A 26972-nucleotide genomic window follows, 5' to 3' on the forward strand; every position below is an offset into this window, starting at 1 on the left:
AGCTGACGAGCGTGCGGTGGAAATGCTTGCTGTGCCGCAGGAGACCCAGAAGAAGGTCGTTGATCCGTCGCAGTACATCGGTCCGGAGCCGGAAGACGGCCAGGAGGAGTCACGGCTGCTGCTCCGCTTCGCCGCCCCCAGAGACCCCGTCATGATCGCGAAGTGGGTGCGGTTCAACGTCATCAGCACCGAGCGGCAGGACTGGCAGCGCGGCTACGACGCCGCCCGCCGCTACTGGGAGCGGGAAGGTTCGCTGGACGTGCCCTACGAGCACCAGGAAGGTGCGTATCCGCTGGGGAGATGGCTGTCTGACCAGCGGCGGGCGTACCGGGCCGGGACCATGCCCTCCAAACGGGCCGAGGAACTCGAAGAACTCGGGATCGTCTGGGACACCGCCGATGCCCAGTTCGCCGAGAACCTTGCTGCGGCCCGCGCGTACTACGCCGAAGCCGGGACGCTGGCCGCGCCCCGGCACGCGACTGCGCTGGACAAGCCGGTCGGGCAATGGCTCACCAACCTGCGCCGGCCCGGGGGCCTCGGTAAGGATCCCGGGCGGGCGCAGCGGCGAGCCGCGCAGCTCGCCGCGATCGACCCGGACTGGAACCCGGGACAGTTGGGGTGGACCGTCGACTGGCAACGCCACTGGGCCGGACTGCGCGTGCTCCTCGCGGGCAGTGCCGGCCTCGCCGACATCCAGCCCGGCGTCACCCACCACGGCGACGACATCGGACGCTGGCTGATCCGGCAGCGACGGGACTGGGCGCAACTCAACCCGGAACAGCAACACCGCCTGGGCGAGCTGGGCATGAAACCGGCTGCACGGCCCCAGAAGGCCACAGCGCAAACCAACGCGGAGACTGGGGCAGCGAAGAGGTCCGACGCGTTCCAGCGGGGCGTAGCAGCCCTCAGGCAGTACATCCAGCGCGAGGAGAAGACCGTGGTCGGAAGGCAACACGTCGAGGAACTCCCCGACGGCACGACGGTGCGCCTCGGCATCTGGATCGGCAACCAGAAAAACCGACGCGGCAAGCTCAGCGAGCAACAACTCGCAGCCCTCGCCGAACTCGGATACCACTGGGCCGCGTAGATTCCCCTGCGACTGAGCTGCCGCTCTTCGGCGCATGCCCCGAGTCGAGCTCGGATCCCGTTGCCGCCAGCCGTGTCCCAGCTGACCGCTGCGGACAGCTTTCAAGCTCAGCGGTCAACTCACCCGACTGGTCACGCGTGGCGTGAAGCCCCAGCCGCAGCCAGCGTGTTCCTGACTGCGATGACATCGCTTCCGGTGCGCTCAGCGATCCGGGTGACCGGTTCCCCGGACCGGTACGCAGCAGTGATCGCCGCAGTCAGGTTCCGGCGGGCAACCCGCAGCTCCTGCTCCGCGTCGTGCAGCGCCGCGACAGCCGCCTCCAACGTGTTGTCATCGCTCGTCATACCGGACATCGTCTCAGTGGTCTGTCCCGGGCCACGACACCGCGTCGGCCATTGCCGACGCGACACTGGAACCGAGACGGCCGGGCTGGAGTGGGCGTACCAGCTCACCGCGCTCGGATACGACTGGGCAGCCTGATATGCAGCCCGGGTGTGTGGTCGCAGACGCCTACCGTGGTGGTCGCGCTGCAGCAGCAGACGCAACAGGCCGCACGCAGATATACGAACCGGTCAGGCGCCTACCGGGCCACGGCGCGAGCCGGCTTCGTCATCATGGCCTCAGAACAGCGACAGGCCCTCACCGCTGGTGTCCGCGATAACTGGCCGGAACCGGGCGGGGAGGCCGTCCAAGCGGTCGGGTCCGGCCGCGGCGGCAACGGCAGGGGCAGTCTCGGCCAGCCAGGTACCAAACCGCCCGGCGGCGTCCCGGTAGGGGACTCGCGCCAGGACACGGTGCTCGCCGGAAGGGCACAAGTCGACGGCGACAGTGAGCAAGCAGGAACCGGGCGCATTGTGGCTGCCGGTCCGGGAGTGTCATGAATCAGGTGTGGGCCCTCCACGAAGGAGTCACCTGATGAGTACGAGTACTGGTCACCTGATCGAGTCTGCTGGGGGCGTGTCGCTTGCCGAGGCTGGTGAGAGCGCCCAGGGTGCCGACGTGAAGTCGATGCCGGTATCCGTGAACGGTCTATCCGCTGAGTTGCTGGAGGAGCTGGCCGCGCTCGCGGTGGAGCGGACCGCCGAGGGCGGGCTGCGGCTGATGGGCGAGGGCGGGATCCTGCCCGAGCTGGCCCAGCACCTGATGCAGGCCGCGCTGGAGGCCGAGATGGACCAGCATCTGGCCGCCGAGGCCGGACAGGTCGGCGGGCGTGGGTGACCGGCAGGGCAACTTCGGTCTCCCAGCCCCGCAGATGCCCCAGCCCCCGCGGGCGAACCGGGAGCACCCGCTGGGGTGCGGGGCGGGGCGGCGGGCGACGGGCTTCGTCGGCAGGGGTGGCGACTGGCGGAACGCCTCGATCATATCCGTCACCACCAGGGCATGCGCGGCACCGGCTTTCGCCGCATCCCTCGCGGTGCCGCCCATTTCCCGTACCGGCCGCCCCAGCTCGGACGCGGCCGCCGCGAGCCCGGCCGTCGTCAGGTTCCACAAGTCCCGCCGCACCGGCTGCCCGTTCGCCCCCGCACTGGACGTCCTGCCGACCGACTCCATGAGCCCGGCATGCCGCATCCCCATGGCCCATTGCATGACGTTCGAGGGGGGAATTGGCTGACGTTCGACACCCCACCAGCTCGTACCGGCCGTGCGCGGCGATGGCGCTGGCCCGAACGGCAGGCTCCGAACCGTCACGGCCTTCGGGTGCCGAGCCCCTGCAGTGCAAAAATTGAGGCGACGCCCCACGCGAGCCCGGCTACGCCGCAGGCGATACCGCGGGCGGGCGCGGGGGTACCGGCCCACACCATGAGTACGCTGCCGGCGCCCCAGGCGATCCAGGTAAGGCGAGCGCCGAACGTACCGGTCGCAAACGAGATCGCCAGGAGACCTATCCCGCTGGCCAGCCACGTCGTGTAGAGGGTGCCTTCCGTGACAGAGAGACCTGCGGAGTGCGCTTTCAGGTAGGCCCGCACTGGTTCGTCGACGAGCGCCACCATCCCTGCCCCGTCCCACGACGTTCCCTGGAACGTGTGCAGTGTCGCGGTGCCGAGAGATCCCAGCAGAGCGATCACGAACAGTGCGACCGGCGTCAGCATGAGCACCTTTACCCACAGTGCTGCGGGTTTCCATCCCTGTGCGAACGCGGTGCTCAGCTCCTGTCGGCGGTCGGCCAGCCAGTCAGGGTCTGCCAGGGCGATCAGCTGAGTGGGCTTCGGTTTCCCCGGACGGGGAGGAGATGTTGAGAAGTCGGCGGCGAGGTCCCCCAAGACTTGCTGGACCGCCACCGTCACACGGTCGTCTTGCCCGATGACCGTGTACACACCGAGGGCCAGGGTGAGGGGAAACAGCAGCACCAGCCACCATGCGCCCCAGTGCTGTGCCGCTTGCGTGCTCAGGACCGCGCCGACTGCGGTCAGCAAGGCACACAGGCACCGCCCGCCGCGAAGGGCCAGACCACGGGAGCTGAACACCAGGGTCTGCTCCGGCGGCCGTTGCTGGATCAGCGAGCGCAGCAGGGGCCATAGCTTGGCCGCCGGCTCCCATGGGTCTGCCACCAGCAGCAACCCCATCAGCGCGAGCAGAATGGGGATCCCCGAATAGGTCGACGTTGCCTGTGCCAGGGTGCCGGCCACCGTCAGGGTGCACCCCAGAGCGCGCGTCGCCACATAGGTCGCGGTGCGCCACTGCTCCAGCGGCCCCACCGTTCTGGGCCGAGGGACCAGGCTCCATTCCTCGCGGACCTCGTCGCGATGGGCTTGCCCCTCGTCCAGGAAGCCTTGCGCGGCGCTCAGAGCACGAGCGAAGTCGGTCTGGAAGGCTGCCTCTTGGACCTCCTCGGGGCGGGGTGAGGAGACGGTGCCTGGGCTGTCTGAGAACAAGATGTTCACCGTGCTGGCGTTGCGGGCCTGAGCCAGCTGTTCTTCCAACGCATCGCTGCGCCGACGCAGGCGCAGCACCAGAAGTTCGGTCTCGTCGCGTCCCGCCTTGGCACGCTCCAGCTCCCGCTGTGCGGAGGTGAGCTGGGCGGTGAGCTTCTTCAGATCCGACCGGGCCTGGTCACCCGTCTCCTGCTCCACCGTTGCGATCCTCTGGCGCAGATCGCTGCTCAGCAGGCTCAGCGACAGCACCATCCGCTGGCCATCGTCCCGTTCCCGGGTCAGTTCCTCATTGCGCTGGTGAGCCAGCCGCAGCTGCTCCTGTGCCTGAGCAGCTTGCCCTTGTGCGGTCGCCACAACAGTCGCTAAGGACGCGATCTCGCTCCCGGGCGCTGCGGACGCAGTGGGTGTCGCCGGGTTTTTCGCGGCTTTCAGGAGCGTCATGGCCTGCCGCAGGAGTACCTCCTTCTCTCGCGGCGGCGTCGTGGCGCTGACGAACCGGTCCACGAACTCACGCGACGGCGTTTTCTCCCCGCTCAGAATCTGGCCGACGGACGTGCGTGAGTACCGCGTAGGAGTTTCCAAATCCCGGATCTGCATGTCTGCGCGATCCAACACCTCGCGCAGGAACTGCGCCAAGGCACGCCCTTCAGGCGTTTCTGCCTTCAGGTCCCCCCAGCCCCGGCCTTGCTTCCGCTGAGTCACGCGCCCCCACCCTCCAACTTCACGGCCAACTTGCAGGTGGGCCAGCGTAAGGACATCGCAGCCGCCCGCGACAGAGCGCATCCCACCCATTCCAGGGGCGCCCCTCCGCTGCCTGCGCAACCACGAACCCGGCCCCCGGACACGCTGTCCCTGTCAAGCCATGTCCGCACTTCACCTGCACAAACGTGGTGGACAACGTGATGGACAAAGCCTGGTGGGCAAACCTCGAACAACCACGGACCGCCCCGCTCGACTCTGGAGACGACGTTCATGACACACCAGGCCCTCCCCACCCAGCTCTCCGCCACCACCGCCTCCCACCGCCCCTCCGTCCCCACCACCGGCCCCGCCATCCCCGCAAAGCGATCACGCCTCGCCCGCTTCAGCAGCAAACTGCCGCGCATGAGCGAACTCGCCATCGACACCGGCGACGCCGGGCGCGTGATCGACTTACGCCGTGAACCGGACGCAGCCAGCCGGCTCCCCCGCGGCAAAGCCGGAGGCCGCTACCGCTGCTGCGCCTGCGGAGGAACGCTGATATTCAGTGGTCCCGCCACGCCCACATCTGGTTTCACCCCGCGCTTCCGCCACGATGGCAGCACCCCCGGCAGCGACCTGTGCACCGCGCCCGCCCCGCACCAGGCCGACGTCCAGGCCGACCTCACCGTCGTCCTCCACCTCCGCGACCAACTGGTGCACGCACTGCCCGGCGCGAGCATCTGCCTCCAGATCGATCCCCAACTCGCCGGACAGCACTGGCCACTGCCCCCCGCTCTCATCGTCCGCCGCGGCAACGACGTCATCGTCATCGAACGACCCCGACGCCTTCTCACCACCGCTGCCACCGAAGTCCGACTGCGCACCGTGCGCAACCGACACGGCGAGAACGTCAAACACTGGTGGTTCTTCGACCGCGCCGACACCCTGCACTACGACCCGGCCGGCACCGTCAGCGTCCGCCCCCACGGCAAGCCCCTCACCCACGACAAGGTGCGCCCCACCCCCACCCAGCGGCAGATCACCGCCGCGGGCGGCGCGGTCTGCTGGATCACCAAGGACACCGTCCTGTTCCCGTACGGCGGCCACCCCGGCACCTACCCCGTTCAGGAAGGAGAGGACTGGAGCGGGGAGCTGGAATCCTGGTCCCGCGACTGGAAGATCTCCTACCCCTACCCAGCCGACGCCGCCGCCTGGTGGGGCCTGGTCCCAGTGCCGCTCCTCGCCTTCGGCACCCACACAGGCTTCCGTCCCGCCCCGGCCTTCCAGATCATGACCGCGCTCGCAGTCGCCGAACGAGGACGCGAAAAGCACCGTCGCAGCCGCGCCCGCGACAATGCCCAGCGCCCCACCGCCGCCCAGCACCACGCACCCGCATCCCAGGGGAACGAGCAGACATCACCCACAAGGCCACCTGCTGCCCCGGCCGACAGGCCGGAACAGAGTCCAAACCCCACGGCGGCACCGACAGCCGCGCCGATCCCGCCCCAGCCCGCCGGGCCCCCTCTCCGCGTCGCCACACAGCCGTTTCGCTTTCACTGGCGCAGCCTGCTACCCCGACGCTGGCAGCGCTGAACCCCGCAACTCCGACACGAGACGAAGGAACGACGACGTTGCCCCACGTGCACTGGACCGCAGAAGCCCGCGACTACCGGCAGCGGATACATACTCCTTCGAGGCCTACGATCCGGTCTATGAACGAGATACCTCCGTACCGGCGCGGACAACTGGAAGTACCTGAAACTGCGCCCGATCCAGCTGCGGGTCAGCTGGTCAGACGGCAACTACTCCGCCACCATGCCCGGACTCAGCGACCCCAGCTTCGGCCACACTCTCGCTGAAGCTCTCGACAGAGCAGCGGAGATGATCTGCCAGCTGCTCGGCGCTCCCGTTGAAGTCGCCCGAGAACTCACCATCTCCGCTGAACTCGAGGAAAGAGCTGTCCGTCAACTTCGTGGCGCTTGATTCCTCGAGTACGACTACAGCGAGCGTGCGACAGGGTGTACGCCGACAGCTGCGCGGTGCGTCGCTGGACGTCAGCAGCCACCACGCGGGCGTACTGCCGTTACCGCCCTTCGGCACGGGCCTTCAGGCGGGCAAGGATGCCATTTGTGCTGGCCATATCTTCAGCGGCGACGCGCTGCTGCGCCTCTTCACGACGGGTCTGTTCGCAGTCCGGGCACAGACCGCCCTGCATGGGGCGGTAACCGTCGAGGCCCGCCGTGCCGGGCTCGACATCGGCCTGGCAGGACGGACACTCCCAGGTGGCATCCCACTCGGCCGGTTCCTCGCGCCGCCGCTGGTCCTCCACGGCACGGGCCGCTTCCTGCGCCTGGCGGCGCCGGTCCTGGCGGGCGTGGTACTCCTCCTGTGTGCCGTTGTTGGTGAGGGCGTCGGTGATCGGCTGCCAGTCGCTGTGTCCGAACCGCCACCAGACGGGTCCGTGGGGGCCATGGGTGCGTAGCTGGTCGAGGTGGGTGGCGATGACGGGGACCGTGCCGGCGTGGTCCCACCAGCCGTCTTCCTCGGTGTCCCTGAGGGACCAGCCGTGTGGGTTCTGCCAGCGAGGTTGCCAGCAGGTGCAGGACAGGTCGCGAATGGTCTTGATGCGGCTCATCCGGGCCTGTGCGCCAACGTCCTTCGTGAACACCAGCGCGACGGGCGGGAAGCCGCCGCGGCCGGAGTCGTCCCACAGCGTCGACCACAACGGGACGTCACCGCCGTGGTGGTCCTTGACCTGTCGGCCGAAGAAGCGTCGGTACCGGTCGATCTTCGCGGCGACGACCGCTGCGGGCTCGGTGTGGTTGTCGACCTCCACGAACAACACCGGCACCTGATCCTCCGGCGCCGTCAGCACCGCATCCGCACGCAGGCTGCCCCGGGCCGGTGTCGTGAACGTGCCCGCGACCGGAAGCGCGACCTCGGTCTCCCAGCCCCGCAGATGCCCCAGCCCTCGCGGCCGAACGGGCAGCACCCGCCCGGGGACAGGGCGAGTAGTGCGTCGGGCGACGGGCTTCGTCGGCAGCGGCGGGGACTGGCGGAACGCGTCGATCGTGTCCGTCACCGCCAAGGCGTGAGCGGCGCCGGCCTTCGCCGCGTCCCTCGCGGTGCCGCCCATCTCCCGTACCGGCCGCCCCAGCTCGGACGCGGCCGCCGCCAACCCCGCCGTCGTCAGGTTCCACAAGTCCCGCCGCACCGGCCGCCCGTTCGCACCCGGGCTGGACGTGCGGCCGACCGACTCCATGAGGCCGGCGTGACGCAGGTCCTTGCACGCGTTGCGAACCGTCTGCAGATCGGCCGTGCCCGGCAGCACCAACTGCCGCAACTGCTCCGCCGTCGCGACCTTCACCACCCCCAGCGCCAAAAGCACCAGACCCCGCGCCCGAGCCGTCGAGTTGTACGGCCACTCCGCCCTACCCATCCCGCTCCCCATCCCTCGTCCGGCACCGCGGCGGACAGCACGACTGCTCGCCGTGGGGCCGCGTCTTCTCAAGTCCCCTTCACCGACAACAAACAGTCGGTAAAGGGGTATCGGAGCGGCGGGCAAGCCACGAACCGGGCGCTGACCTGCACGGCAACCGGTCACCTCGTCGGTGATCACTGTAGACCAGAGTGTAGGGGTGACTGTAGGGCGAACCGTAGGGAAAAACGCAAGGCACGGCCAAGGCCTCCCCCACTTACCGGTCACTCACAAGGCGGGCACTGCCACCGTGGAACGTCGCTTGCGTCGGGCGGTGCCGGGTCTGGACGCGCGAGATCTGCCGGACCAGGGTGTGTGTGGGGGATGAACGACAACGACCATGCAGATGAGACGCCGCAAGACCGGATCGCGAAGGTCGCGCTCTACCTGGAGTCGGTCAAGGCCCGGATGCCCCCTGAGCAGTTCGAGACGCTGCGCCAGGCCGTTCATGAGATGGCCCACCTGATCGCCGACGGCCACGAGGGCTTCCTGGAAACCGGCGACCGCAAGGACTTCACGGACGACGTCCAGAAAGAGTTCCTCACCGTGATGGCGATCATGACGACCGGTCGTATGGACCACCAGGTCGTGGACATGCCCGGCCCCGACGGCAGCCCCGGCTACGCGGTCGTCACCCAGGAACTCGCCAACGACCCCACAGGACTCGCGGAGCTCCGCGACAAGATCCACCACTGGGCGGCCGAACGCGAAGCCATCGACACCAAGCTGGACGGCATCGCCCGGGCCAGCGGCATCGACACAGACCACTGACACCACCCAGCCTGGGCACCCCGCCCGGCACCGAGAGTGAGTCAGCAGCGCCCAGGCCGACCATGTATGGCGCCAGCCCCTGAAGTTCTCGGAACGGCGCCGTTAGCGAGCGGGCAGCGGGCTGGTGCGGTGATGAATACGCTGGCGTTGCGCGACGAGTGGTCGGCAGACCGACCACCGACAGCCGCACCGCTGACAAAGTCCTCCCGACATGCTGGTCCCGAGGCGGCCGGATATGAGCTGCGACTCTAGGAGCCGTAGTCCGCCTCGGAGACGGGAGCCTTGGGATGCTGCGGCTCCACTTTCTCCGCACCCGTCCAGAGCTTCTCTGAGCTGTCCTTGTATGCCTTGGCGATACTCGGCTCCGGTGTGACCATTGCTGTCTCGTGCCGTCCGACGCCGTTGAGGGACGTGCCGATCAGCTGGACAGACCCGTCCACGGCGATGATGCGACGATCGTGCAGGTTTGTGTCATCGGTCGCTCGCACCTCGACACTGTGGCCGTTGGGCAGCGTGGCGAGTGCGATGGCGATGATCGGCCGCTCCTTGGCGCTGGCTCTCTTGGAGATAAGGATGCGACAGATGGAGGTGGCCTCCAGGATCCACCGCAAGTTCTCGGCCTTGAAGTACGGGTCGACCAGCAGCCCCTCGCCGGCGGCTGCCAGGCGACGGGTGAGCACGGTGTAGACGAGTGGATCGTCAGGGCTCAGTGCAACGTCGTTCACGACTGGCTCGGAAACCGTGTGGAGTTGCTCGTCGGCTCCGCTCAGGCGGAGCACGGCACGCCCCTTGTGGGTGAGCTTCAAGCCCTCAACGGCCTCAGTCACCCACTGGACCTCCAGGAGATACTTTGCCACCCTTTATGCTGGTCTCGACCGAATCATGCCGTCGAAGAGTTCGGAGCGCAAGGAGTTGGCGAACGACTGGTAGACGGCATCTCGCGGCGGAGGCACGATCGCTATCCGGTCGACCTCGTCACGGCTAAGGACGATGCCTTGGGAAGCCATGGCGTCGATGTACCAGAGTGCGCGCAGAACATGATCTGAAATGTGATCCACGCGCTTGAGACTGACAGGTCCAGTCCGCTCTGGTCATCTGAGATTCCGTGGTGGCTCTGTACACGTCGAGGAGCAGCGTTTCTACGGCAGTTCGGGAGGCACTTCGGAGGCCGGCGCCGAGCTGTTGTTCACGACGATGGACAGCACCGCCCACCGCAGGGCTGCCGCAAAGTCCTGCGTGTACGTGTTTCCGCTGGTGAGAGGCCCGTGCCTGGAATGACCGAAGCTCCGTTGGGGTGGGTGACCTCGCAAGTCGCCCTGACCCAACGGAGCTTCGGTGAAACGTCAGTCTGTCACGTCCGTGCCCCGGTCGGAGTCGCTGTCGCTGGTGTCGGCGCAGGTGGCGTTGTGGCAGCGGCTCGGCGAGGTGAGCGATCCGCGCAAGGCACGGGGGCGTCGTTTCCCGTTGTCGGTCCTGCTCGTGATCGCGTTGTGCGCGACGGCGGCGGGTTTCGGGTCCTGGCGGGCAATGGCGCAGTGGGCCGCTGCCGCGGAGCCGCAGGAGAAGTTGCGGCTGGGGCTGGTGCCCGTCGGCGCGTTCGAGCTGGTGAGGGCGCCGGGGGCGGACACGTTGCGGAGGGTGCTGTCGGCGGTGAGGCCGGGTGAGCTGGAGGTTCTCTTGCGGGTGCGGGAGGTGGCCCTGGAAACGGTGGCGGCGGACGGCAAGGCCCTGCGGGGATCACGTCGGGGAACGGAGAGCGCGGTGATGCTGATCGGCGCGATGGCTCAGGACGGCACGCTGGTTGCTCAGCAGCGAGTCGCGGACAAAAGCAACGAGATCCCGGCCCTGACCCCGCTGCTCAGCGTCCTGGACCTGCGGGGTGTGGTGGTCACGGCCGATGCCCTGCACACCCAGGCGGAGACCGCAAAGGTGCTGGTGGAAGAGATGGGCGCGCACTTCGTTCTCACCGTGAAGCGGAACCAGCCGACCTTGTGGGAGACGTGCCGCTCGATCCCGTGGCACGAGGTGACGGCCGTGCACAAGGAGAGCGGGCGAGGGCATGGCCGGCTGGAGACTCGGGTGACCAAGGTGGTGACCTGGGGCGATCTGGCCTTCCCTTATGTGCGGCAGGTCGCCCGTGTCGTCCGACACCGCACCGTGGAGGCGTCGGGGAAACGGACCCGCGAGATCGTCTACCTGATCACCGACCTCACCTCGCAACGGGCGGCTCCCGAGGTCGTCGCGCGGTACGCGAGGGGCCACTGGGGAGTGGAAAACAAGATCCACTATGTGCGGGATGTGACCTTCGGCGAGGACGCCGCGCGGATCCGCACTGGCCACGGCCCGCAAAACGTCTCCACGTTGAGATCGATCACCATCAACTTCCTGCGCTGGACCGGTAGTTCCATCGCCGACGCGCAACGACGCCTCGCACTGGCACCGCACAAGGCCCCACTCGACCTCTTCGGAGTGCCCGCTGACCAGCAGCTTTCCTCATGAAATGCGACTTTACGGCAGCCCTGCGTCTCCTCCACACCCATTGTCAGCGGCGAAATGGGGCCGCCGCGATGACGAGTCCAGCACTTTTGCCTGCCCCTCCCTGTCAGACTCTCGTGAGACATGAGGACAATCGAGTCTTCTGTTGTTAGCAGGGCGAGAACAGGATCTTTCGAACGTGACGCTGAGCAGTGCCGACCTTGAGGCCGGTGTGGCCGATGATGAGGTCGTGGGCAAGAAGAAGCGCGGTCCCCGTGCGGGCGGGCCGAAGCGGCGGTCCTTCACCCCGGAGTACAAGCTTCGGATCGTGGAGGAGTACGAGCGGCTGACCGAACCGGGTGCGAAGGGCGCGCTGCTGCGCCGGGAGGGGCTGTACCACTCGCACATTATCGACTGGCGGACCGCCCGGGACGCCGGCGCGCTGGATGCGCTGACCGCCAAGCCGTCCGGACCGACGGGCAAGAGCGCAGCCGAGAAGGAGGCCGAGCGGCTGCGGGCAGAGAACGAGAAGCTGGCCGCCGAGCTGGCCAAGTCCCAGAGGGCGCTGGCCATCCTGGGAAAAGCACACGAGCTCTTGGCTTGACTCTGTCGGTGATCTTGGATGGTCGAGGTTAGGTGCCGAGGGTGCGCCAGGACTTCGATCGGGGAATTCCCTGCTGGTCCAGGAAGGTCTGGAAGGCGGTCGGCGATCTCGGTGAAGGGGTTTCCTGGGTCACTGACCGAGCGCTGAGTCGTTCGATGTTCACGGCGATGGCTGTGAGTACGTGTTGCATGTGGGCTTTCGGCTGTCCTCGGTAGCGGCAGCGGCGCATGCCGTGTCCGTGGGCAAACTCGTTGATGGTGCCCTCCACGCCGGAGCGGACTGCGTAGCGGGCCTTCCATTCGGGTGTCTGCTGCTCGGTGCGGACGCGGACTTGCAGGTCGCGGAGTTCTCGCGGGGGAAAGCCCACGTTGCGGGCGTTCTCGCGGGAGCTGGTGCACCGGGGGCGGTCCGGACAGGGCTGGCACTGGCTCTTGGCGAACCGCGCCACGATCAGGGGCGCCGCGGTGGGCGAGGAGGTCGGGTAGGGGCCGTGCCAGCCCGCGCTGACCTGGCCCTGGGGGCAGGTGACTTGCCGACGGTCGAAGTCGATGTGGAAGTCGTCCCGGTCGAAGCCCTCGTTCCTGCGGTGCTGGCGGGTGAGGTTGCCCGGTAGCGGCCCGGTGACGGTGACCTGGTGTTCGCGGTCGGCTCGTTCCAGGTGGACCAGGGAGGTGTAGCCGCCGTCGACCAGGTGCTCGGCGGGCAGCAGCCCGCGACGAGCCAGGCGGGTGTGGATGCCGGGCAGGGCCTGGCCGTCGTTGGTGGCGGCCGACGTGGTGGCCACGTCCGTGATCACGTTGACGCTGTCAGAGGCACACGTCTCGGTGAGATGGGCGGCGAAGCCCTTCCAGCGGATGATGTGTCCGTGCCGCACGTAGCGCGCCGTGATGTCGTAGGGAGAGACGATCGCCGAGGAGGAGGGCGGTAGCCCGTCGTCGTCGGTGGTACGCCAGCTCAGACGGCCTGCCGTGTCGCGGTAGTAGTGCTGCACCACGATCTGCCGTAGGGCCTCGGCTTGTGGGCCGGGCCGGTAGGCGGACCCGTCCCGGTGGAGTCGCTCCAGCAGTCGGCAGGCGTCGTTGCCGGCGGCGAGGATCCTGGTCTTGGGCCGGGTGGGGTTCTTGCCCAGGCGGACCGGGCGGCCATAGCGGCGCCCCCAGTCCTCGTCGACCAGGCCGATCAGCAGATGCCCAGCCGTGCGGGCCACTTCTTCAAGCGCGGCACGGACCGCCTCGGTGACCAGTTCCAGCCGGGTCAGGTCGCGCACCGCGGCCAGGACGTGGGTGGAGTCGGTGCACTGCGTGGTGCGCTCGCCCACGAGGCCGGCCTCCTTCAGACGGGCGAGCACCAGATCCAAGAGTCGGTCGGCGCGGTCGTCCTGCGCGACGCGCTCGCGGAAGTCAGCCAGCACGCTGTGGTGGAAGCCGGGATCGTCCAGCTCCATGGCCATGGCGTACTTGAAATCGATGCGGCAGCGGACCGCTTCCGCTGCCTGCCGGTCCGACAGACCAAGCAGGAACTGCAGCACACAGACGGTGGCCAGTTGGGCAGGCGAGAGCCCGGGGCGCCCGTCGCGCGGATACCAGCCGGCGAAGTCCTCGTCGCACCACAACCCGTCCAGCCGGTCTCTGACCCACATCGCCGTCGTACCGGTCGGATTGCTTGCCCGTGCGATCTGCGCGGTCAGAGGCGGGACTTGCTCACCGGAGCGGGGATGGAGCGACAACGGACACCTCGGCAGCTGTATCGGCCTTCGAAACAGCACTGAGCATGCCCGCCGATCATGCTCGCGCACTGGGAAACACCAAGATCACCGACAGAGTCAAGCCAAGAGCTCGTGTGCTTTTCCCAGGATGGCCAGCGCCCTCTGGGACTTGGCCAGCTCGGCGGCCAGCTTCTCGTTCTCTGCCCGCAGCCGCTCGGCCTCCTTCTCGGCTGCGCTCTTGCCCGTCGGTCCGGACGGCTTGGCGGTCAGCGCATCCAGCGCGCCGGCGTCCCGGGCGGTCCGCCAGTCGATAATGTGCGAGTGGTACAGCCCCTCCCGGCGCAGCAGCGCGCCCTTCGCACCCGGTTCGGTCAGCCGCTCGTACTCCTCCACGATCCGAAGCTTGTACTCCGGGGTGAAGGACCGCCGCTTCGGCCCGCCCGCACGGGGACCGCGCTTCTTCTTGCCCACGACCTCATCATCGGCCACACCGGCCTCAAGGTCGGCACTGCTCAGCGTCACGTTCGAAAGATCCTGTTCTCGCCCTGCTAACAACAGAAGACTCGATTGTCCTCATGTCTCACGAGAGTCTGACAGGGAGGGCGGTGTCAACGGCGGTGTGATCTGCTGGTTTTCCGGACGTAGTGGGAGGCTGCCGATGCTCCGATGGCGGCCTCCCGTGCGGCCGAGGCGGTGCGGAAGACCCTGGTAGGCCAGCCGCATGCGGGAGTGTTCAAGTTACGCCTGCGAGGCGGCCACTCGATAGGCTGAACTCACGCGGTAGAGCCTCGTCCCGCGTCTCCACGCTGCTTGAGAATGGAACACGATGGTTCACATGCCGAAACGCAATGTCGCAGTCTTCGGCGCCGGTTACATCGGCCTGGTGACGGGCGCCTGCCTCGCCGAGCTGGGGCACACGGTGACGGTGCGCGACATCCAGCCGGAGCGCATCCGGATCCTGCGTGCGGGCGACATCCCCATCTTCGAGCCTGGCCTCGGCGACATGATCAATCGCAACAAGGAGCGGCTTTCCTTCACTCTCGACGCGGACGAGGCGGTGCGCGACGCCGAGGTGGTGTACGTGTGCGTGGACACCCCGCCGATGGCGTCGGGCGACGCCGACCTGTCCCGCGTGTGGGCCGTGGTCGACGCGTTGAAGGAGTCCGCCCACCTGTCCGCAGTCGTCGTGAAGAGCACCGTGCCGGTCGGCACCGGCACCCGGGTCCGCGCGGCCCTGGACGCGGCCGGCCTGGAGCACGTCGGCTACGCCTCGAACCCCGAGTTCACCGCCGAGGGCACGGCGGTGCAGGACTTCATGCGCCCCGACCGTGTGGTCGTCGGCACGGCGGACGACGCCACAGCCGACCTGCTCACGGAGCTGCACGCGGGTGTGGACGGACCGGTCGAGGTGATGGATGTCGCTTCGGCCGAGATGGTGAAGATGGCGGCGAACGCGCTCCTCGCAACGAAGATCAGCTTCACGAACGAGATCGCGACCATGTGTGAGGCCACCGGCGCCGACATCACCCAGGTGACCAAGGCGATCGGGATGGACCACCGGCTCGGCCCGCACTTCATGAACGCCGGCCTCGGCTACGGCGGCTCGTGCTTCCCGAAGGACAGCCGCGCGCTGCGGGCCATGGCCAGCAACACTGGCTATCCCTTCCAGCTCCTCACCGCAGTGATCGAGGTCAACGAACTCCAGCCGCGACGAGCGATCCAGCGCCTTAAGACCGAACTGGAAGGTCTTCGGGGGAAGCGGATCGCGCTGCTCGGCATGACCTTCAAGGCGGGTACGGACGACATGCGCGAGGCGCCGAGCATCATCATCGCGTCGCGGCTGCTCGCCGAGGGCGCTGAGGTGCGCTGCTGGGATCCGCTGGCGCAGCCGCGCGACGAGGAGCCGTGGTCGTCGACCGAGCGCCGCGCGACGCCGGTCGAGGCGATGGCCGGGGCGGATGCCGCGATCATCGTCACTGAGTGGCCGGAGTTGCGCGAGGTTCCGTGGGGCGAGGCCCTTGCGGGCATGGCCCGTCCGGTCCTGTTCGACGGCCGGAACCTGCTCGACCCGCAGAAGATGAGCAAGCTCGGCTTCACGTACTTGAGCGTGGGGCGCGGGACGACGGCGATCTGAGCGAGGCCGCGAGACGGCGGGCCCCCAGGGGGAGAACCTGGGGGCCCGCCGTCGTGCAGTGCGCCTACCGGGGTGCCTTGATCCCTGAGCGCTCGACCTGCGGGTGTGTCAATTTAACGGATCTGTCTCACTTGCGGTGGTGACGGAGCGCGAATAGCGTCGTTGACATCACGTGTGTGATGTCAACGAGCTTGTGAGCGTGGTGTTTTCGGGGCTGTCCCCCGCTGGTCCTTGAGGACATAGAGGACAAGGGGGAGCGGATCCTGGTGCGGGCTCGGACGCCCTGCCGGACAGTGGCTTGCCCCGGACTGCGGGGCCTGGTCGGGGCGGGTGCACGGATATCACGTAAGGGTCGTCGCGGATGTGCCCGTGGATGCCCGCCGCGTGGTGGTCGAGGTGCGCGTGCGCCGTCTGGTGTGCCCGACTATGGGCTGCCGCCAGACGTTTCGAGAACAGCTTTCCGGGATCCTGGAGCGCTATCAGCGACGCACGTCGCGGCTGTCCTCCCAGGTCGGGGCAGTGGTGCGGGAGTTAGCCGGCCGTGCTGGCGCTCGTGTGCTGTCCATCATCGCGGTGGTCGTCTCACGGCAGACCGCCCTGCGCGCGCTGGTGCGATTGCCGCTGCCCGCCCGGCGGGTGCCGCGGGTGCTGGGGGTGGACGACTTCGCCCTGCGCCGCCGCCACGACTACGCGCGGCCAGAGCGATTGTGCCTACTGGCAGCAGACTCCTGGGGGCCGGATCGGACCCCACGCTCTCCTGGTAATTGATGAGCTGGGCTACCAGGGCCTGTTCGAAGGGCTTCCTGCTCGTCGTCCAGGAGCACGCGCAGCAGTCGCTGATCTGGCGTCAGCGCACCGGCGGTGTCCAACCCTCGGGCAGCGTCCCGGCGCTCCTCGGCATCTGGCTTGCGAAGGGGCACCTTCGGCCAGTCGCGGGGGACGTGCACTTCCTTGCAGTTGAACTCCTCCATGACCTGGATTCAGAGGCTCGTCCCGCCGCCCAGCAGCCGGGCAAGCGTGCTCACCGCCCCGTCGATCTCGCGGGCGCACCCGTACAGCACAGAGTGGGGCCTCCCCCACGGGTCCGCGACGTCGTCCTCAACCGGCGGGAGCGGGGCGGCGGCACCCCGACGACTGGCCGCGGCCGCGACTACGACGTCCAAACCGTCCACGCCCCGCGGGCCTTCCCTGTCCGGTACGCCGTCATGCGCGGTTGCCGCACCTTCCCCGCCCCGCGCTTCGTTGACTCCCCCCACAGCGAGACGCACGAACTCCTTCAGGGTGAAGCAGCGCCGCATCGCCGACGGCGCGAGCCGCACGGCCGCCTCCCGGTGCTCGATGGCGAGCCCGAGGACCAGCGCGGCTTCCTCGACGAGCTGCGCGGTGAGCGGGCGGGCCGCGAAACCGGAGCCGTCACCGCCCAGCTTCTCCAGCACCGCCCTGGTGGAGCTCTCCATGCCTGGCCGGGTCCACGCCTCCGTGCCGGCGCTCTCCGGCCGCGCGGCCGAGCCGGACGGAAGCCTCGCGGCCAGCAGCCGCTCGGCGAGCACCGAGCGGTGCACGTTGCCCGTGCAGACGAACAGGACTCTGGTCATTTCACGCCCGCGCGGCGCGTCCCCGCAGGCCTGACGGCTTCCTTCTGCAAAGAAGCCGACGCACGGGGAGCGGGCAGCTCGCCGTACCGTCCGTAGGTGCCGTAGCGGCTACCCTTGGAGACCGGGGCCATACTGAAGACGGTGCCGAGGACGCGGACGCCCACGCAGTCCAGCGATTCCGCGGCGGTGCGGACCTGGTCCCGGCTGGTCTTCGCGGCGCGGACGACGAGCAGCGCTCCCTGGGCCAGCGAGGCGAGTCCGACCGTGTCGGCGACCGGCAGCAGCGGCGCGGTGTCGAGGATCACGACCTCGTAAGTGTCCGCCAGCTCGCGCAGCACCTCTTCCATTCGCGCCGAGGCGAGCAGCTCGGTGGGATTGGGCGGTACGGCGCCGCTGGCGAGCACCGAGAGCTGGCCGCCGACCTTCTGCATCACGTCCTTGATGCAGGCCTGTCCGATGAGCACCGTGGTCAGACCGGCGTCCTGGACAAGGCCGAAGGCCGGGGCCACGCACGGACGTCGCAGGTCGCCGTCGACCAGACAGGTGGAGACGCCTGCCTCGGCGAGCGACAGGGCGAGGTTCACCGCGGTGTTGGTCTTGCCCTCCCCGGGCACGGAACTCGTCACCACGATAATCCGGGGCCGGTCGTCGACTTGTGAGAACTGCAGGTTGGTGCGCAGCTTGCGGAAGGCCTCGGCGCGCTTGGAGTGGCCCTCGGCGCTGACGAGCGGCTGCCGTGGGGCGTTCCTGTCGAACGGGATGGTGCCGAGCCCCGGCAGCGCGGTGAACTCGCCCAGCGCCTCGCTCGTCTTGAGCGTGGTGTCGAGGGTCTCGCGCAGGGCAACGATTCCGGCACCGAGCAGCAGGCCGCTGAGTGCTCCTGCGGCCAGGTTCAGCAGCGGGCGGGGCGAGACCGGACCGGCGGGGGCTACGGCCTCCTGGGTGACGCCCAGGGAGACGGGCGAGGCACCGTCGCCCGTGCGGCGGCTTCGGGATCGTTCCGAGCCGGGCGCGCGCTTGGGCGCCTCCAGTCGCTCGACGGCTGCGCTGAACCGCTGCGCCACGGCGTTGGCAATGCGCGCCGCACGCGCGGGCTTGGTGTCCCGGACGGTGATGTCGATGAGCACGGTGTTGAGCGGGGCAACGGCGGTGATCCGGGACGCGAGTTCCTCCGGGGTGGTGCGCAGACGCAGCTCCTTCACCACGGGCCGGGTCACCTGGCGGGTGGTCACGATCGCGGCGTACGACTGCACACGTGCCTGCGAGAAGCTTTGCCCCTGGTTCAGCTGGGTGGTGTCCTCACCGGTTCGGGTGGCGACGAAGAGCTGGGTCCTCGCCTCGTAGACGGGTTTGCTCAGGCTCGTCGCGGCGAGTGCCGCCCCGATCGCGAGAACCAGACAGACCACGACGGTCGGCCAGCGTCTGGCAAGAGCCTTCAGAAATCCGTGGAGATCCAAGCTGCACCCCTCATGAGACCGAGGGAACCACCCGAAAAGGGATGTTCTGTTCCCTGTGTAGGCAGCCGACGATAGGGACTCGCACGCCCCAATCGGGGGAGCCACCCCTGCGTCGGCCCGCCAAACGACCCGGGCGACGCACACCGCCCCGCCGGGCTGACGGCGTGGGCCATCAAGAAGCAAGCGCTACACCATCGGGTGACCTCTGGGCGGCGCCACGCCAGTCGGTGACATATGTCCCATTTATTCCATGTATCTAGATGTTGGTATCGCGATCTTGCTTACCGCCGACGTTGCGGCGTGGCCCGGACTGAAGTCGAGGAGAGTGAAGAAGATGATGACATCGCCCAGGTGGCGGGTTGCTCTGGCATCAGCAGCCTCAGCTGCCGTGCTCGTCGCCGCACCGATGGTGGGGGCGCAGACCGCCCACGCACAGCCGCCTTCCCCGTCGTGCTTCGCCTACCCACCGGTGCCCCCGCAGCTCACCCTGAGCAGAACCGTGGTGCCCGCCGGGGGCACGGTGACGTTCAGTGGCAATTGCTTCGCCCCCTTCGAGCTGGTGGTGGCGGAACTGCACTCGCATGGGGTCGTCCTGGGCAAGTTCAGGGCGAACGCAAAGGGCGTTGTCACGGGCAGGGTAACCATCCCGCGGAGGACCAAGCCGGAGTACCACACCTTCGAGTTGGAGGGCCGCAAGACCGGGCTGGAGCTCACCGCCCGCATCAAGGTGCTGCGCGCGAAGCACCGGCACAGTCACCACGAACACGGTCACAGGGGGCCCGAGCAATCCCACTGGTACCACGGATCGAACGGATCCGATCGTTTCGACGGGCAGGGTGGGTCCGGCCCGCACGACTCCGACGGACAGGGGAGATCCGATCATCGCTCGGCCCTGGCTGCCACCGGCAGCGAGCAGGCCCTGGCAGTGTGCGGCATCGCGGCCGGGCTGGTTGCGGCGGGCGGGGGCACGATGCTGACCGTGCGCCGTCGCCGCAGTTCATGACGGAGCAAAACATCGGCTCGACGGAACCACGGCGTCCCGGCCCCGGCCGAGACGCCGTCCGCATGCGCAGGCCCGGCCGCTCACGCGAAGGGGCACCGGGCCGCCGTCGCGTTCTCAAGAACACCCTGCTGGCCGCCGCGGCGCTGCCGCTGGTCGGCGCCGTCTGGATCGGTGTCACAGGGTTGCTCGCCCGTTCGGAGCTGATCGCGGCCCAACGGGACCTCGCCGCACTGCGGCAGTCGGTGACGCCCGCGCCCGGCTCAGCGTCCGGAGCGGCGCCCGCATCCGCCCGGGAACGAGAGCGGAAGGCGCATTCCGCGGCCGCCCACGCCGCGCTGGCGCATCGCCTCACCACCGGCCCGGCCTGGTACCCCGCCTCAGCCCTGCCCTTCCTCGGTCGCCCGGTCAAGACCGTGCGCGGGGCCGCGTACGCGGCCGACCGGCTGGCCGGCGACGTGCTGTCCCCACTGGTGAGAGCCTTGCCACCACCCGCACCGGACAGCCGCGGTGACGGTATGTCCGAGGCCCTGGCGACCTTGCAGAAGCACGCGCCGGAACTCGTCCGGGCCGCCCGCGTCGCGGACGAGGTGCAGGCCGACGTGCACGCTCTGCCCCGGTCCACCTGGCTGCCGACGGCCGACGGGGCCCGTGCCGCGCTGCAACAGCAGCTCGACCGCCTCACCCCCGTCATGACCGACGTCTCCCTGGCTGCCCGCGTCCTGCCGCCCATGCTCGGCACCCAAGGACAACGGCGTTACTTCCTCGCGTTCCAGAACATCGCCGAGGCGCGCGGCACCGGGGGTCTTCCGGGCGCCTTCGCCGTGCTGCGGGCCGACCGGGGCCGGCTGTCCTTCGAGCGGTTCGGTAACAACACGGAGATGGAAACGGCGAAGCCGGACATCGATCTCGGAACCGAGTTCAACGCCCGCTATGCGGGCAGCGACCCCATCCACGTGTGGCCCAACTCCAACATGAGCCCGCACTTCCCCTACGCGGCCCGCATCTGGGCAGCGGCATGGCGCAAGCACACCGGCGAAGGCGTGGACGGGGCGATCGCGGTCGACCCGCTCACGCTGAGCCGTCTCCTGCGCGTCACCGGCCCGGCCCGCATGGCCGACGGCACCGAGCTCACCGCCGACAACGTCGTGGACCTCACCGAACGGGCCAGCTACGCGAAGTACGACGACGTCGCCCGGCGCAAGGCGTTCTTCGTCGACGCCGCCCGCGCAGCCGCCGCACGGCTGATGGGGGCGCTCGACGGCACGCGCAGACTGCCCGCACTGCTCGTCGCCGTGAACGACGTCCAGCGGGACGGACGGCTGAAGGTCTGGAGCGCCCACCCGGCGGAGCAGCGCCTCCTGGAGTCCCGCCCCTACTCGGGCACGCTCCCAAACGCCCCCGGCCCGTTCGCGGGGCTGGTGGTAAACAACGCGGCCGGCGGCAAGCTGGACTACTACCTCGACCGGAGCCTGACCTGGGAAGCGGGCGCCTGCTCCGGCGGCGACCGCACGGTCACCGTGACCATGACCCTGACCAACCGGGCGCCGGCCTCCGGCCTTCCCGACTACGTGACCATGAGGGGGGACTCCCCTCCCTACCGCACCCGGCCGGGTGACAACCGCCTCCTGGTGTCTTACTACGCCGGAGTCGGAGCCACCCTCGCCGACGCAACCCTGGGGGGCCGCCGCGCGCTGCTCGCGTCCGGCGTCGAACGCGGCCACTCCGTGTTCACGCTGGACCTGGAGCTGCCCGCCGGCTCCCGCCGCACCCTGGTGCTGCATCTGCTGGAGCCGCATGCGGACGGAGTCCCGACGCTGCTGCGGCAGTCTCTGGTGACGCCGCTGCGGGCCACGCTCAAGTCAGGAGGTGCCTGCCGTGTCTGAGCGTGTGCGCCTCGCGGCGGGGGCCGCGCTCGGGGTCGCGCTGCTGCTCGCGTCATGCCCCCGGCAGACCACGCCCCCGACGACCCGACAGGTCAAGCCGTGGGTGGGCGGCAGGACGCGGCGCACCGAGGCGAGCAACGGCGGGTCAAAGTGTTAGAGACCCTGCCGCACGACTCGGAGGCATACACCGAGGGCCTGGAGATGGCCGGCAACGTGCTCTACGAAAGCACCGGCCGGTCCGGAGCGTCCTCGGTACGGGCGGGGCCGACGGGCAAACCGCCCAAGGCCCGCGTGGCGCTGCCCGTGCCCTTGTTCGGTGAGGGGGTCACCGTGCTCGGCCGGACCCTGTGGCAGCTCACCTGGCGGAACCGGATCGCCATCGAGCGCGACGCCACGACGCTTGCGGAACTGCGCCGCGTGCCGTATCCGGACGACGGTTGGGGCATGTGCTTCCAGCAGTCGGCGCAGCGGCTTGTGACCAGCGACGGCTCGGCACGGCTGACGTTCCGTGACCCCGTGACGCTCGCGAAGACGGGTGAGGTCACCGTGACCGATGGGGGCCGGCCGGTGACGGGGCTGAACGAACTGGAGTGCGTCGGCCCCGCCGTATACGCGAACGTGTTCCCCACCGACCGGATCGTGCGCATCGATCCCGTCACCAGCGCGGTCACGGCGATCATCGACGCCTCGGGCCTGCTGGCCGCCGACGAAGCCGTCCCGGGATCGACGCTGAACGGGATCGCAGCCGTCCCCGGAACGGACCAGTTCCTGGTCACAGGGAAGTTCTGGCCCCGAATGTTCCGCGTGGTGTTCGTCCCGGCCTCTTGAGGTCCTTCCGGTCGGCGACCTTACGAGCCGGGATCCCGGCCCAGACTTCCCAATCACCGGTCGATTCCAGCAGCACCGCATTGGCGGCGATGATCGTCCCTCGGCCAACCCTTGTCGTTCCGCTGCCTCCGAGAACCTTGGCGCCAGCGCAGAGCAAGGCGTCGTCCTCGACCACGAACCCCTCAAAGTCCGAATCATGCGGAGAACGGAAGACGTCGGCCCGGCCGAGCGTGACCCCATGCCAGATCTGGACCCGATTACCGATGGTCGTCCGGGGGTGGATGACGACTCCGGTCCCTCGATGATGAATCTTCACGTCGTCGCCGAACTTCACCGTCCACGGGATGTCAGCGCCATAGCAGAAGAACATCTCATACACGAAGCGCTTGGGCACAAAGCGGAGCCGCCGCAGAAAAAAAGCAAGCTTGATCCATGCCATGGGAGGAACTCCTTGAGAGCCTGAACGAAAGAGGATTACGGTGCCGGCGCCTCGAACTGTGGCGTGCCAATATCAGCGGTGTTCATTGACTGGATTTCGGCGGTCAGACGCCACTCCCCGACAGCGGCGCGAAAGTGCCGCCACCAGATGACTCCGCCGGTGATGCTTGCGACAGCGAAGCCCGTAGCCGCTCCGGCCGCATCCCACCGGGCCGCGCCCAGAACGCCGCCGACGATCGTGACCGGGATGATGCTGAGCCGAGCCCGAAGACTGCGTCGGGCCGCGCCCAACGCTCGGAGGCCAAGTGTCGCTCCTACGGACACGCCGGTCCCGCACATCATCACGGCGATCTGCGGCAGGATCGACCGTACGCCAGGCCAGTTCTGGCCGAGAAGGCGCTGGCCGATGGAGGCTGGCGTCGCCAGACAAACCAATCCCCAGACGACGCTCAACCCGAGAAGGGCCCAGCTGGCCAAGCGCGCGTTTCTCGTCAGGACGTCCACCGAGAGGCGGGTGTTTCGAACGAACTCGGGGAGCAGAACGACACCAGCGGCCATGAGGATCATGCTGAGCGGCCCGAACACCAGGAGCGCGCCCCGAATGCTGCCAGCTGCCGCCAGACCTGCCGTGGCACCGATGCCGAAGCTGACAAGATGCACGGCACCGGCGGCGGCAACGAACTCGCCGGTGAAGCGCCCGCCGAGGTCGGAGTGCTCGCGTAGCCAACCAGGAAGACTGGACCAAGCCGGAACGAGCCGGGACTGGCGGAGACCGAGGACGGCACCCAGTCCTGCACCGACCCCCCAGGCGACAATCATGATCGGACCCGACCTGGGCAACGCGCCCCCCGCCATCAGCCCGAACAGTCCGACCTGAGCGAGAACCCATACGAAGTCGTTCAGAACCGCTGATCGCACTTGCCCTGAAGCGAAGAAGACGTAACGCCAGGCATCTTGTACGAGAAGTGCGGGAGCCACGACGCCCAGCGCCACCAGGGCCCCGCCGGCAGAGCCGCCGATGAGCAGGCCAGCAGCGAGACAGACACTGCCGAGCAACAAACTCAGCACGGTGACGGACCCGATAGCCCGTCGTGCTCCGGCGTCGAACGCGGCCTGTTCCTGGGCCGTATATCGGATGGCGAGCGGTTCCGTGCAGAGAGCTCGGGACACGCCGAGCAGGAGCAGATATACCGCGAAGGCCAGTGCGAAAGCGCCAAATTCTCCCGGTGCCAACGAGTGAGCGGCCAAGCCACTGACAAAGAAATTACTCGCGCTGGAGAGCGCTTGGTCGAGGAGACCCCAAGCTGCACGAGCCGAGGCGGCTTTCTTCATGCGGGTTTCCTTCGCCGGATGGTGAACGCGGCCTTGGGGACTCAGTTTCCGGCGTGGGCAACGGCACTCGGCGTACGCCGAACCGGAAGGCGCATCGCGATCCGGCGGAGCGTATACGACGGCCTGGCCACCAGGGCGGCAGCGCACAGCGCGGTCGCCCTGACGTACCGCCCTTCCATCACCAGCAGGCCGGCGTCACGAAATCGTCGCGCCGCGCCATCCCGCCGCCGCTGCGCCCTCGTGAGGCGATACGAGGACACGAACGATTCCAGGGCGGGTGCGGGTCGGCCCTCGAGCCGGGCCTCGGCCCGCTTCTCGACGAAGCGCGTGAGCATCTTCATCCTGACGTGATGCCGGGCTGATGCGGAGTTGCTGTGAACGCGGTACGCGCCGAGCGGCCGCATGACCGTGGCAACCGATCCCGCCAACGCCAGCCGCGTCATGAGGTCGAGATCCTCCACGGGCGGAAGTGACTCGTCGAACCCTCCCGCGGCCCGCACGATGTCGGTCCGGGCGATCAGGGAAGAGATCGGGAACGGCATCAACTGACCCAGCTGCAGACGCTCTCGAGAGTCGGCATCCCGAACGTCCTGACCCATCCGGCCAAGCAGGCGGCCGTTCCCGGACAAGTACTGGAAGACCGCGCCCACCGCGACAAGACCGCGGTCACTCCGAAGGACGCTGATCTGCTCGGACAGCTTCGCCGGATACCAGAGATCGTCAGCGTCGAGGAAGGCCACCATCTCGCCCCTGGCGAGGGCGAGACCGCGATTGCGGGCGGCTGCAACTCCGCGGTTAGCGCCTCGGTCGACACGAATACGCTCGTCACCGATGCCTTCGGCGATCGCCGCGCCGCCGTCGGTGGACCCGTCGTCCACCACGATGACTTCGAACTCTTGATGCGTCTGGCTGAGGACGGACGCGAGACAGGCTCCGATGTATTTCTCTGTGTTGTACAGAGGGATGATCACTGATACAAGCATGGTCGCCTCTCGAAGATCAGCACAGATGCCCACATTGTCGGCTGACTCGGCCGTTTTCTTGAGCTACGGGGAAGGCCACCAGGAGCAGGTGGGGTCAGCGAGGCACCGACACCGTCCTGATCACTCGATGCGCCGCCGAGACGTCCGTCAGGAACCGCTCGAGATCGCCCGGCGGGAGGCGACGGCCTCGGTGGAGAGCGAGCTCGGCCACGGGGCACGGGCGGCGTGATCTGAACTCGAGACGCGAGACCAAGTGGACGGGGTGCATCAGGGCCGAGGCCAGGAGCGCCGCGACAAGGGCTCTGGACCGGCGCACTTCGCCCGCCTCCGAGCGGATGTCCGCGACCACCCGACCGGCCCACCGACCGGCGATCTTGGGAAGGAGCACCCGAACGGCGAGATCCACGCCCTCCGGATCCTCACATGCCCCTCGACGGACGGCGGCCAGCTCCCGGTCAGGAATGCGCACATTGCCCTTGTAGTCAAGGCCGTACATCAGAGCCAGGACCACTGTCTGCGCTCCTGGCCGAAGGGTCCGGCCGTAAGGGCCGACTGAGCTCAGCGACGCCAGGTCCTCCGCTCTCGCCCACGGTGCGCCCTTGAGGCTGCTGACTGACAGCAGGTCGACCTCGTCCACGACCGGCAGGCGGTCCGGGTCGACGAGGAGGAGGACGCGGACGTCGGACACATGGTCGCAAGCAACGACCACCGCGTCCGGTCGTGACCCGAGGTACCAGTCGGCAACCGTAGCGGTGACGCCGGCCCAGGAGTGGCGGGGGGCCGCGGCGTCGAGATCGCCTCGTCCGCTCAGGGCACGGTCCAGGTGCTTGAAGACCGTCCAGTTCGGAACACTGGCCGTCAACTCCGCCAGCAACGACTCCCAAGGCAGCGCGTCGAGTTGGAGATTCATAGAGTTCCGCCCTTCTCTCGCATTTTCATGACCTTCGCCGGGACTCCGGCAATGACGCTCATCGGCGGGATCTCACCACGGACGACGCTTCCGGCGGCGATGACACAGCCTCGCCCCACTCGCGCCCCATCGAGGAAGGTGACGTTGGCGCCGACCCAGCAGTCGTCATCGATCGTGATCCCCTCACGGGTCAGACCCTGGTCGCGGATCGGCTGGCTGGGGTCCTTGAAGACGTGGTTCTCCGAATGGAAGCTGACGCGGTTCCCCATGATCACGTCTTCCCCGATCCACACGCCGCCGGCGGCACCGATGAACGAGTGGGAGCCGATGGCCGACCTGGCGCCCATGACACACCTCTCCCCCAGGTCTGTGATGACACCGCTCGTCTCGATGATCGAGTACGGCCCGATGGTCACGTTGTCCCCCAGCACCAGACCCCGACGCGACAGACCATCGAGCACAGCTCCGCGTCCGACCGTCACTCCCTTCCCGACCTTGATCATGCGACGGTTGCGGAAGCTGACACCTCGGCCGACGCACAGCGCGCTCCAGAGCGACTTACGCAAGCCGACGCCACGAATGAGGCCGCGCAGGATGCCCAGGGAGCGACGGCCGCTGATTTCGACGACCGAAGCCACCGGCAGGTCGGGATCGAGCCGGTACTCGGAACCTTTGATCCGGCTGGCGGCGTACTCAGCCACCTTGCGGATCCCAGCGTCAAAACCACTCATGTCA

General features: G+C 68.4%; 25 protein-coding genes and 2 pseudogenes. 13 read left to right on the plus strand and 14 right to left on the minus strand.

Annotated features, from left to right (window positions below; all coding sequences use genetic code 11):
* The coding region (locus OG395_RS55385; protein ID WP_327249793.1) for a helicase associated domain-containing protein at nt 1-1087 on the plus strand (1087 nt) is incomplete at its 5' end.
* 131 nt (nt 1088-1218) lie between these two features.
* Here OG395_RS55385 and OG395_RS55390 read toward each other — a convergent pair.
* A complete protein-coding gene (locus tag OG395_RS55390) occupies nt 1219-1431 on the minus strand; it encodes a hypothetical protein (protein ID WP_327249794.1) in 213 nt (70 codons plus the stop codon).
* Between the two features lie 571 nt (nt 1432-2002).
* Between OG395_RS55390 and OG395_RS55395 the strand changes: the two genes are divergently transcribed.
* Entirely contained in the window at nt 2003-2305 is a 303-nt protein-coding gene (locus OG395_RS55395) for a hypothetical protein (RefSeq protein ID WP_327249795.1), read from the plus strand.
* Nucleotides 2298-2699: a hypothetical protein gene (locus tag OG395_RS55400; RefSeq protein ID WP_327249796.1), complete on the plus strand. Its 402-nt coding sequence runs from the start codon at nt 2298-2300 to the stop codon at nt 2697-2699. The genes OG395_RS55395 and OG395_RS55400 overlap by 8 nt, the downstream gene beginning before the upstream one ends.
* 73 nt (nt 2700-2772) lie before the next feature.
* Here the strand turns inward: OG395_RS55400 and OG395_RS55405 are convergent, their stop codons facing one another.
* Nucleotides 2773-4596 carry a hypothetical protein gene (locus OG395_RS55405; protein ID WP_327249797.1) on the minus strand — a complete coding sequence of 608 codons (1824 nt, stop codon included), beginning with the start codon at nt 4594-4596 and terminating at the stop codon, nt 2773-2775.
* A gap of 336 nt (nt 4597-4932) precedes the next feature.
* On the opposite strand from OG395_RS55405, the gene OG395_RS55410 reads away from it, so the two are divergent.
* Nucleotides 4933-6234 carry a hypothetical protein gene (locus OG395_RS55410; protein WP_327249798.1) on the plus strand — a complete coding sequence of 434 codons (1302 nt, stop codon included), beginning with the start codon at nt 4933-4935 and terminating at the stop codon, nt 6232-6234.
* A 490-nt stretch (nt 6235-6724) separates the two neighbouring features.
* Here OG395_RS55410 and OG395_RS55415 read toward each other — a convergent pair whose 3' ends face one another.
* Entirely contained in the window at nt 6725-8080 is a 1356-nt protein-coding gene (locus tag OG395_RS55415; RefSeq protein WP_327249799.1) for a replication-relaxation family protein, read from the minus strand.
* 363 nt (nt 8081-8443) lie between these two features.
* Between OG395_RS55415 and OG395_RS55420 the strand changes: the two genes are divergently transcribed.
* Complete coding sequence (locus tag OG395_RS55420; protein WP_327249800.1) at nt 8444-8890, plus strand: hypothetical protein; 447 nt, start codon at nt 8444-8446, stop codon at nt 8888-8890.
* A 248-nt stretch (nt 8891-9138) separates the two neighbouring features.
* Here OG395_RS55420 and OG395_RS55425 read toward each other — a convergent pair whose 3' ends face one another.
* The gene (locus OG395_RS55425) at nt 9139-9717 is read right to left on the minus strand and encodes a hypothetical protein (RefSeq protein ID WP_327249801.1); all 579 of its coding nucleotides are present in this window, start codon (nt 9715-9717) and stop codon (nt 9139-9141) included.
* 508 nt (nt 9718-10225) lie between these two features.
* Between OG395_RS55425 and OG395_RS55430 the strand changes: the two genes are divergently transcribed.
* Complete coding sequence (locus OG395_RS55430; RefSeq protein ID WP_327249802.1) at nt 10226-11389, plus strand: ISAs1 family transposase; 1164 nt, start codon at nt 10226-10228, stop codon at nt 11387-11389.
* 175 nt (nt 11390-11564) lie between these two features.
* Nucleotides 11565-11969, plus strand: coding sequence for a transposase (locus OG395_RS55435; protein WP_442818815.1), 405 nt, complete (start codon nt 11565-11567; stop codon nt 11967-11969).
* Nucleotides 11970-11997: 28 nt separating this feature from the next.
* On the opposite strand, the gene OG395_RS55440 is transcribed toward OG395_RS55435, so the two are convergent.
* Nucleotides 11998-13695, minus strand: a complete 1698-nt coding sequence (locus OG395_RS55440; RefSeq protein ID WP_327249803.1) for an IS1182 family transposase — start codon at nt 13693-13695, stop codon at nt 11998-12000.
* 96 nt (nt 13696-13791) lie between these two features.
* Nucleotides 13792-14196 carry a transposase gene (locus OG395_RS55445; RefSeq protein ID WP_442818815.1) on the minus strand — a complete coding sequence of 135 codons (405 nt, stop codon included), beginning with the start codon at nt 14194-14196 and terminating at the stop codon, nt 13792-13794.
* A gap of 304 nt (nt 14197-14500) precedes the next feature.
* On the opposite strand from OG395_RS55445, the gene OG395_RS55450 reads away from it, so the two are divergent.
* The gene (locus OG395_RS55450) at nt 14501-15808 is read left to right on the plus strand and encodes a UDP-glucose dehydrogenase family protein (protein ID WP_327249804.1); all 1308 of its coding nucleotides are present in this window, start codon (nt 14501-14503) and stop codon (nt 15806-15808) included.
* A 172-nt stretch (nt 15809-15980) separates the two neighbouring features.
* A pseudogene (locus OG395_RS55455) lies at nt 15981-16501 on the plus strand (transposase family protein); the annotation flags it as partial.
* Here OG395_RS55455 and OG395_RS55460 read toward each other — a convergent pair.
* The 3 genes and pseudogenes from OG395_RS55460 to OG395_RS55470 all read right to left on the minus strand — a co-directional run.
* Nucleotides 16500-16752: pseudogene (locus OG395_RS55460) on the minus strand (Imm49 family immunity protein); the annotation flags it as partial. The pseudogenes OG395_RS55455 and OG395_RS55460 sit on opposite strands and share 2 nt — an antisense overlap.
* 36 nt (nt 16753-16788) lie before the next feature.
* Nucleotides 16789-17403 carry an arsenate reductase/protein-tyrosine-phosphatase family protein gene (locus tag OG395_RS55465; RefSeq protein ID WP_327249805.1) on the minus strand — a complete coding sequence of 205 codons (615 nt, stop codon included), beginning with the start codon at nt 17401-17403 and terminating at the stop codon, nt 16789-16791.
* Nucleotides 17400-18860, minus strand: a complete 1461-nt coding sequence (locus OG395_RS55470; RefSeq protein ID WP_327249806.1) for a polysaccharide biosynthesis tyrosine autokinase — start codon at nt 18858-18860, stop codon at nt 17400-17402. The genes OG395_RS55465 and OG395_RS55470 overlap by 4 nt, the downstream gene beginning before the upstream one ends.
* A gap of 388 nt (nt 18861-19248) precedes the next feature.
* On the opposite strand from OG395_RS55470, the gene OG395_RS55475 reads away from it, so the two are divergent.
* The 4 genes from OG395_RS55475 to OG395_RS55490 all read left to right on the plus strand — a co-directional run bounded on the left by OG395_RS55475 (nt 19249) and on the right by OG395_RS55490 (nt 22574).
* Nucleotides 19249-19863 (plus strand): hypothetical protein, encoded by a 615-nt coding sequence (locus OG395_RS55475; protein ID WP_327249807.1) that lies wholly within the window; start codon nt 19249-19251, stop codon nt 19861-19863.
* A gap of 62 nt (nt 19864-19925) precedes the next feature.
* Nucleotides 19926-21746, plus strand: a complete 1821-nt coding sequence (locus tag OG395_RS55480; protein WP_327249808.1) for a DUF4012 domain-containing protein — start codon at nt 19926-19928, stop codon at nt 21744-21746.
* Complete coding sequence (locus tag OG395_RS55485) at nt 21739-21903, plus strand: hypothetical protein (protein ID WP_327249809.1); 165 nt, start codon at nt 21739-21741, stop codon at nt 21901-21903. Before OG395_RS55480 ends, OG395_RS55485 begins: the two co-directional genes overlap by 8 nt.
* Nucleotides 21897-22574, plus strand: a complete 678-nt coding sequence (locus tag OG395_RS55490; RefSeq protein ID WP_327249810.1) for a glutaminyl-peptide cyclotransferase — start codon at nt 21897-21899, stop codon at nt 22572-22574. Before OG395_RS55485 ends, OG395_RS55490 begins: the two co-directional genes overlap by 7 nt.
* Here the strand turns inward: OG395_RS55490 and OG395_RS55495 are convergent.
* The 5 genes from OG395_RS55495 to OG395_RS55515 all read right to left on the minus strand — a co-directional run bounded on the left by OG395_RS55495 (nt 22519) and on the right by OG395_RS55515 (nt 26968).
* Nucleotides 22519-23013, minus strand: coding sequence for a hypothetical protein (locus OG395_RS55495; protein WP_327249811.1), 495 nt, complete (start codon nt 23011-23013; stop codon nt 22519-22521). The genes OG395_RS55490 and OG395_RS55495 overlap by 56 nt on opposite strands.
* A gap of 35 nt (nt 23014-23048) precedes the next feature.
* On the minus strand, nt 23049-24344 hold the full coding sequence (locus tag OG395_RS55500) for a hypothetical protein (protein WP_327249812.1): 1296 nt from the start codon (nt 24342-24344) through the stop codon (nt 23049-23051).
* A 41-nt stretch (nt 24345-24385) separates the two neighbouring features.
* A complete protein-coding gene (locus tag OG395_RS55505) occupies nt 24386-25327 on the minus strand; it encodes a glycosyltransferase (protein ID WP_327249813.1) in 942 nt (313 codons plus the stop codon).
* A gap of 94 nt (nt 25328-25421) precedes the next feature.
* A complete protein-coding gene (locus tag OG395_RS55510; protein ID WP_327249814.1) occupies nt 25422-26237 on the minus strand; it encodes a hypothetical protein in 816 nt (271 codons plus the stop codon).
* Nucleotides 26234-26968, minus strand: a complete 735-nt coding sequence (locus tag OG395_RS55515) for an acyltransferase (protein ID WP_327249815.1) — start codon at nt 26966-26968, stop codon at nt 26234-26236. The genes OG395_RS55510 and OG395_RS55515 overlap by 4 nt, the downstream gene beginning before the upstream one ends.
* Between the last annotated feature and the right edge of the window lie 4 nt (nt 26969-26972).

It is taken from the genome of Streptomyces sp. NBC_01320 (assembly GCF_035974375.1).
Taxonomy (GTDB): Bacteria; Actinomycetota; Actinomycetes; order Streptomycetales; family Streptomycetaceae; genus Streptomyces; species Streptomyces yanii.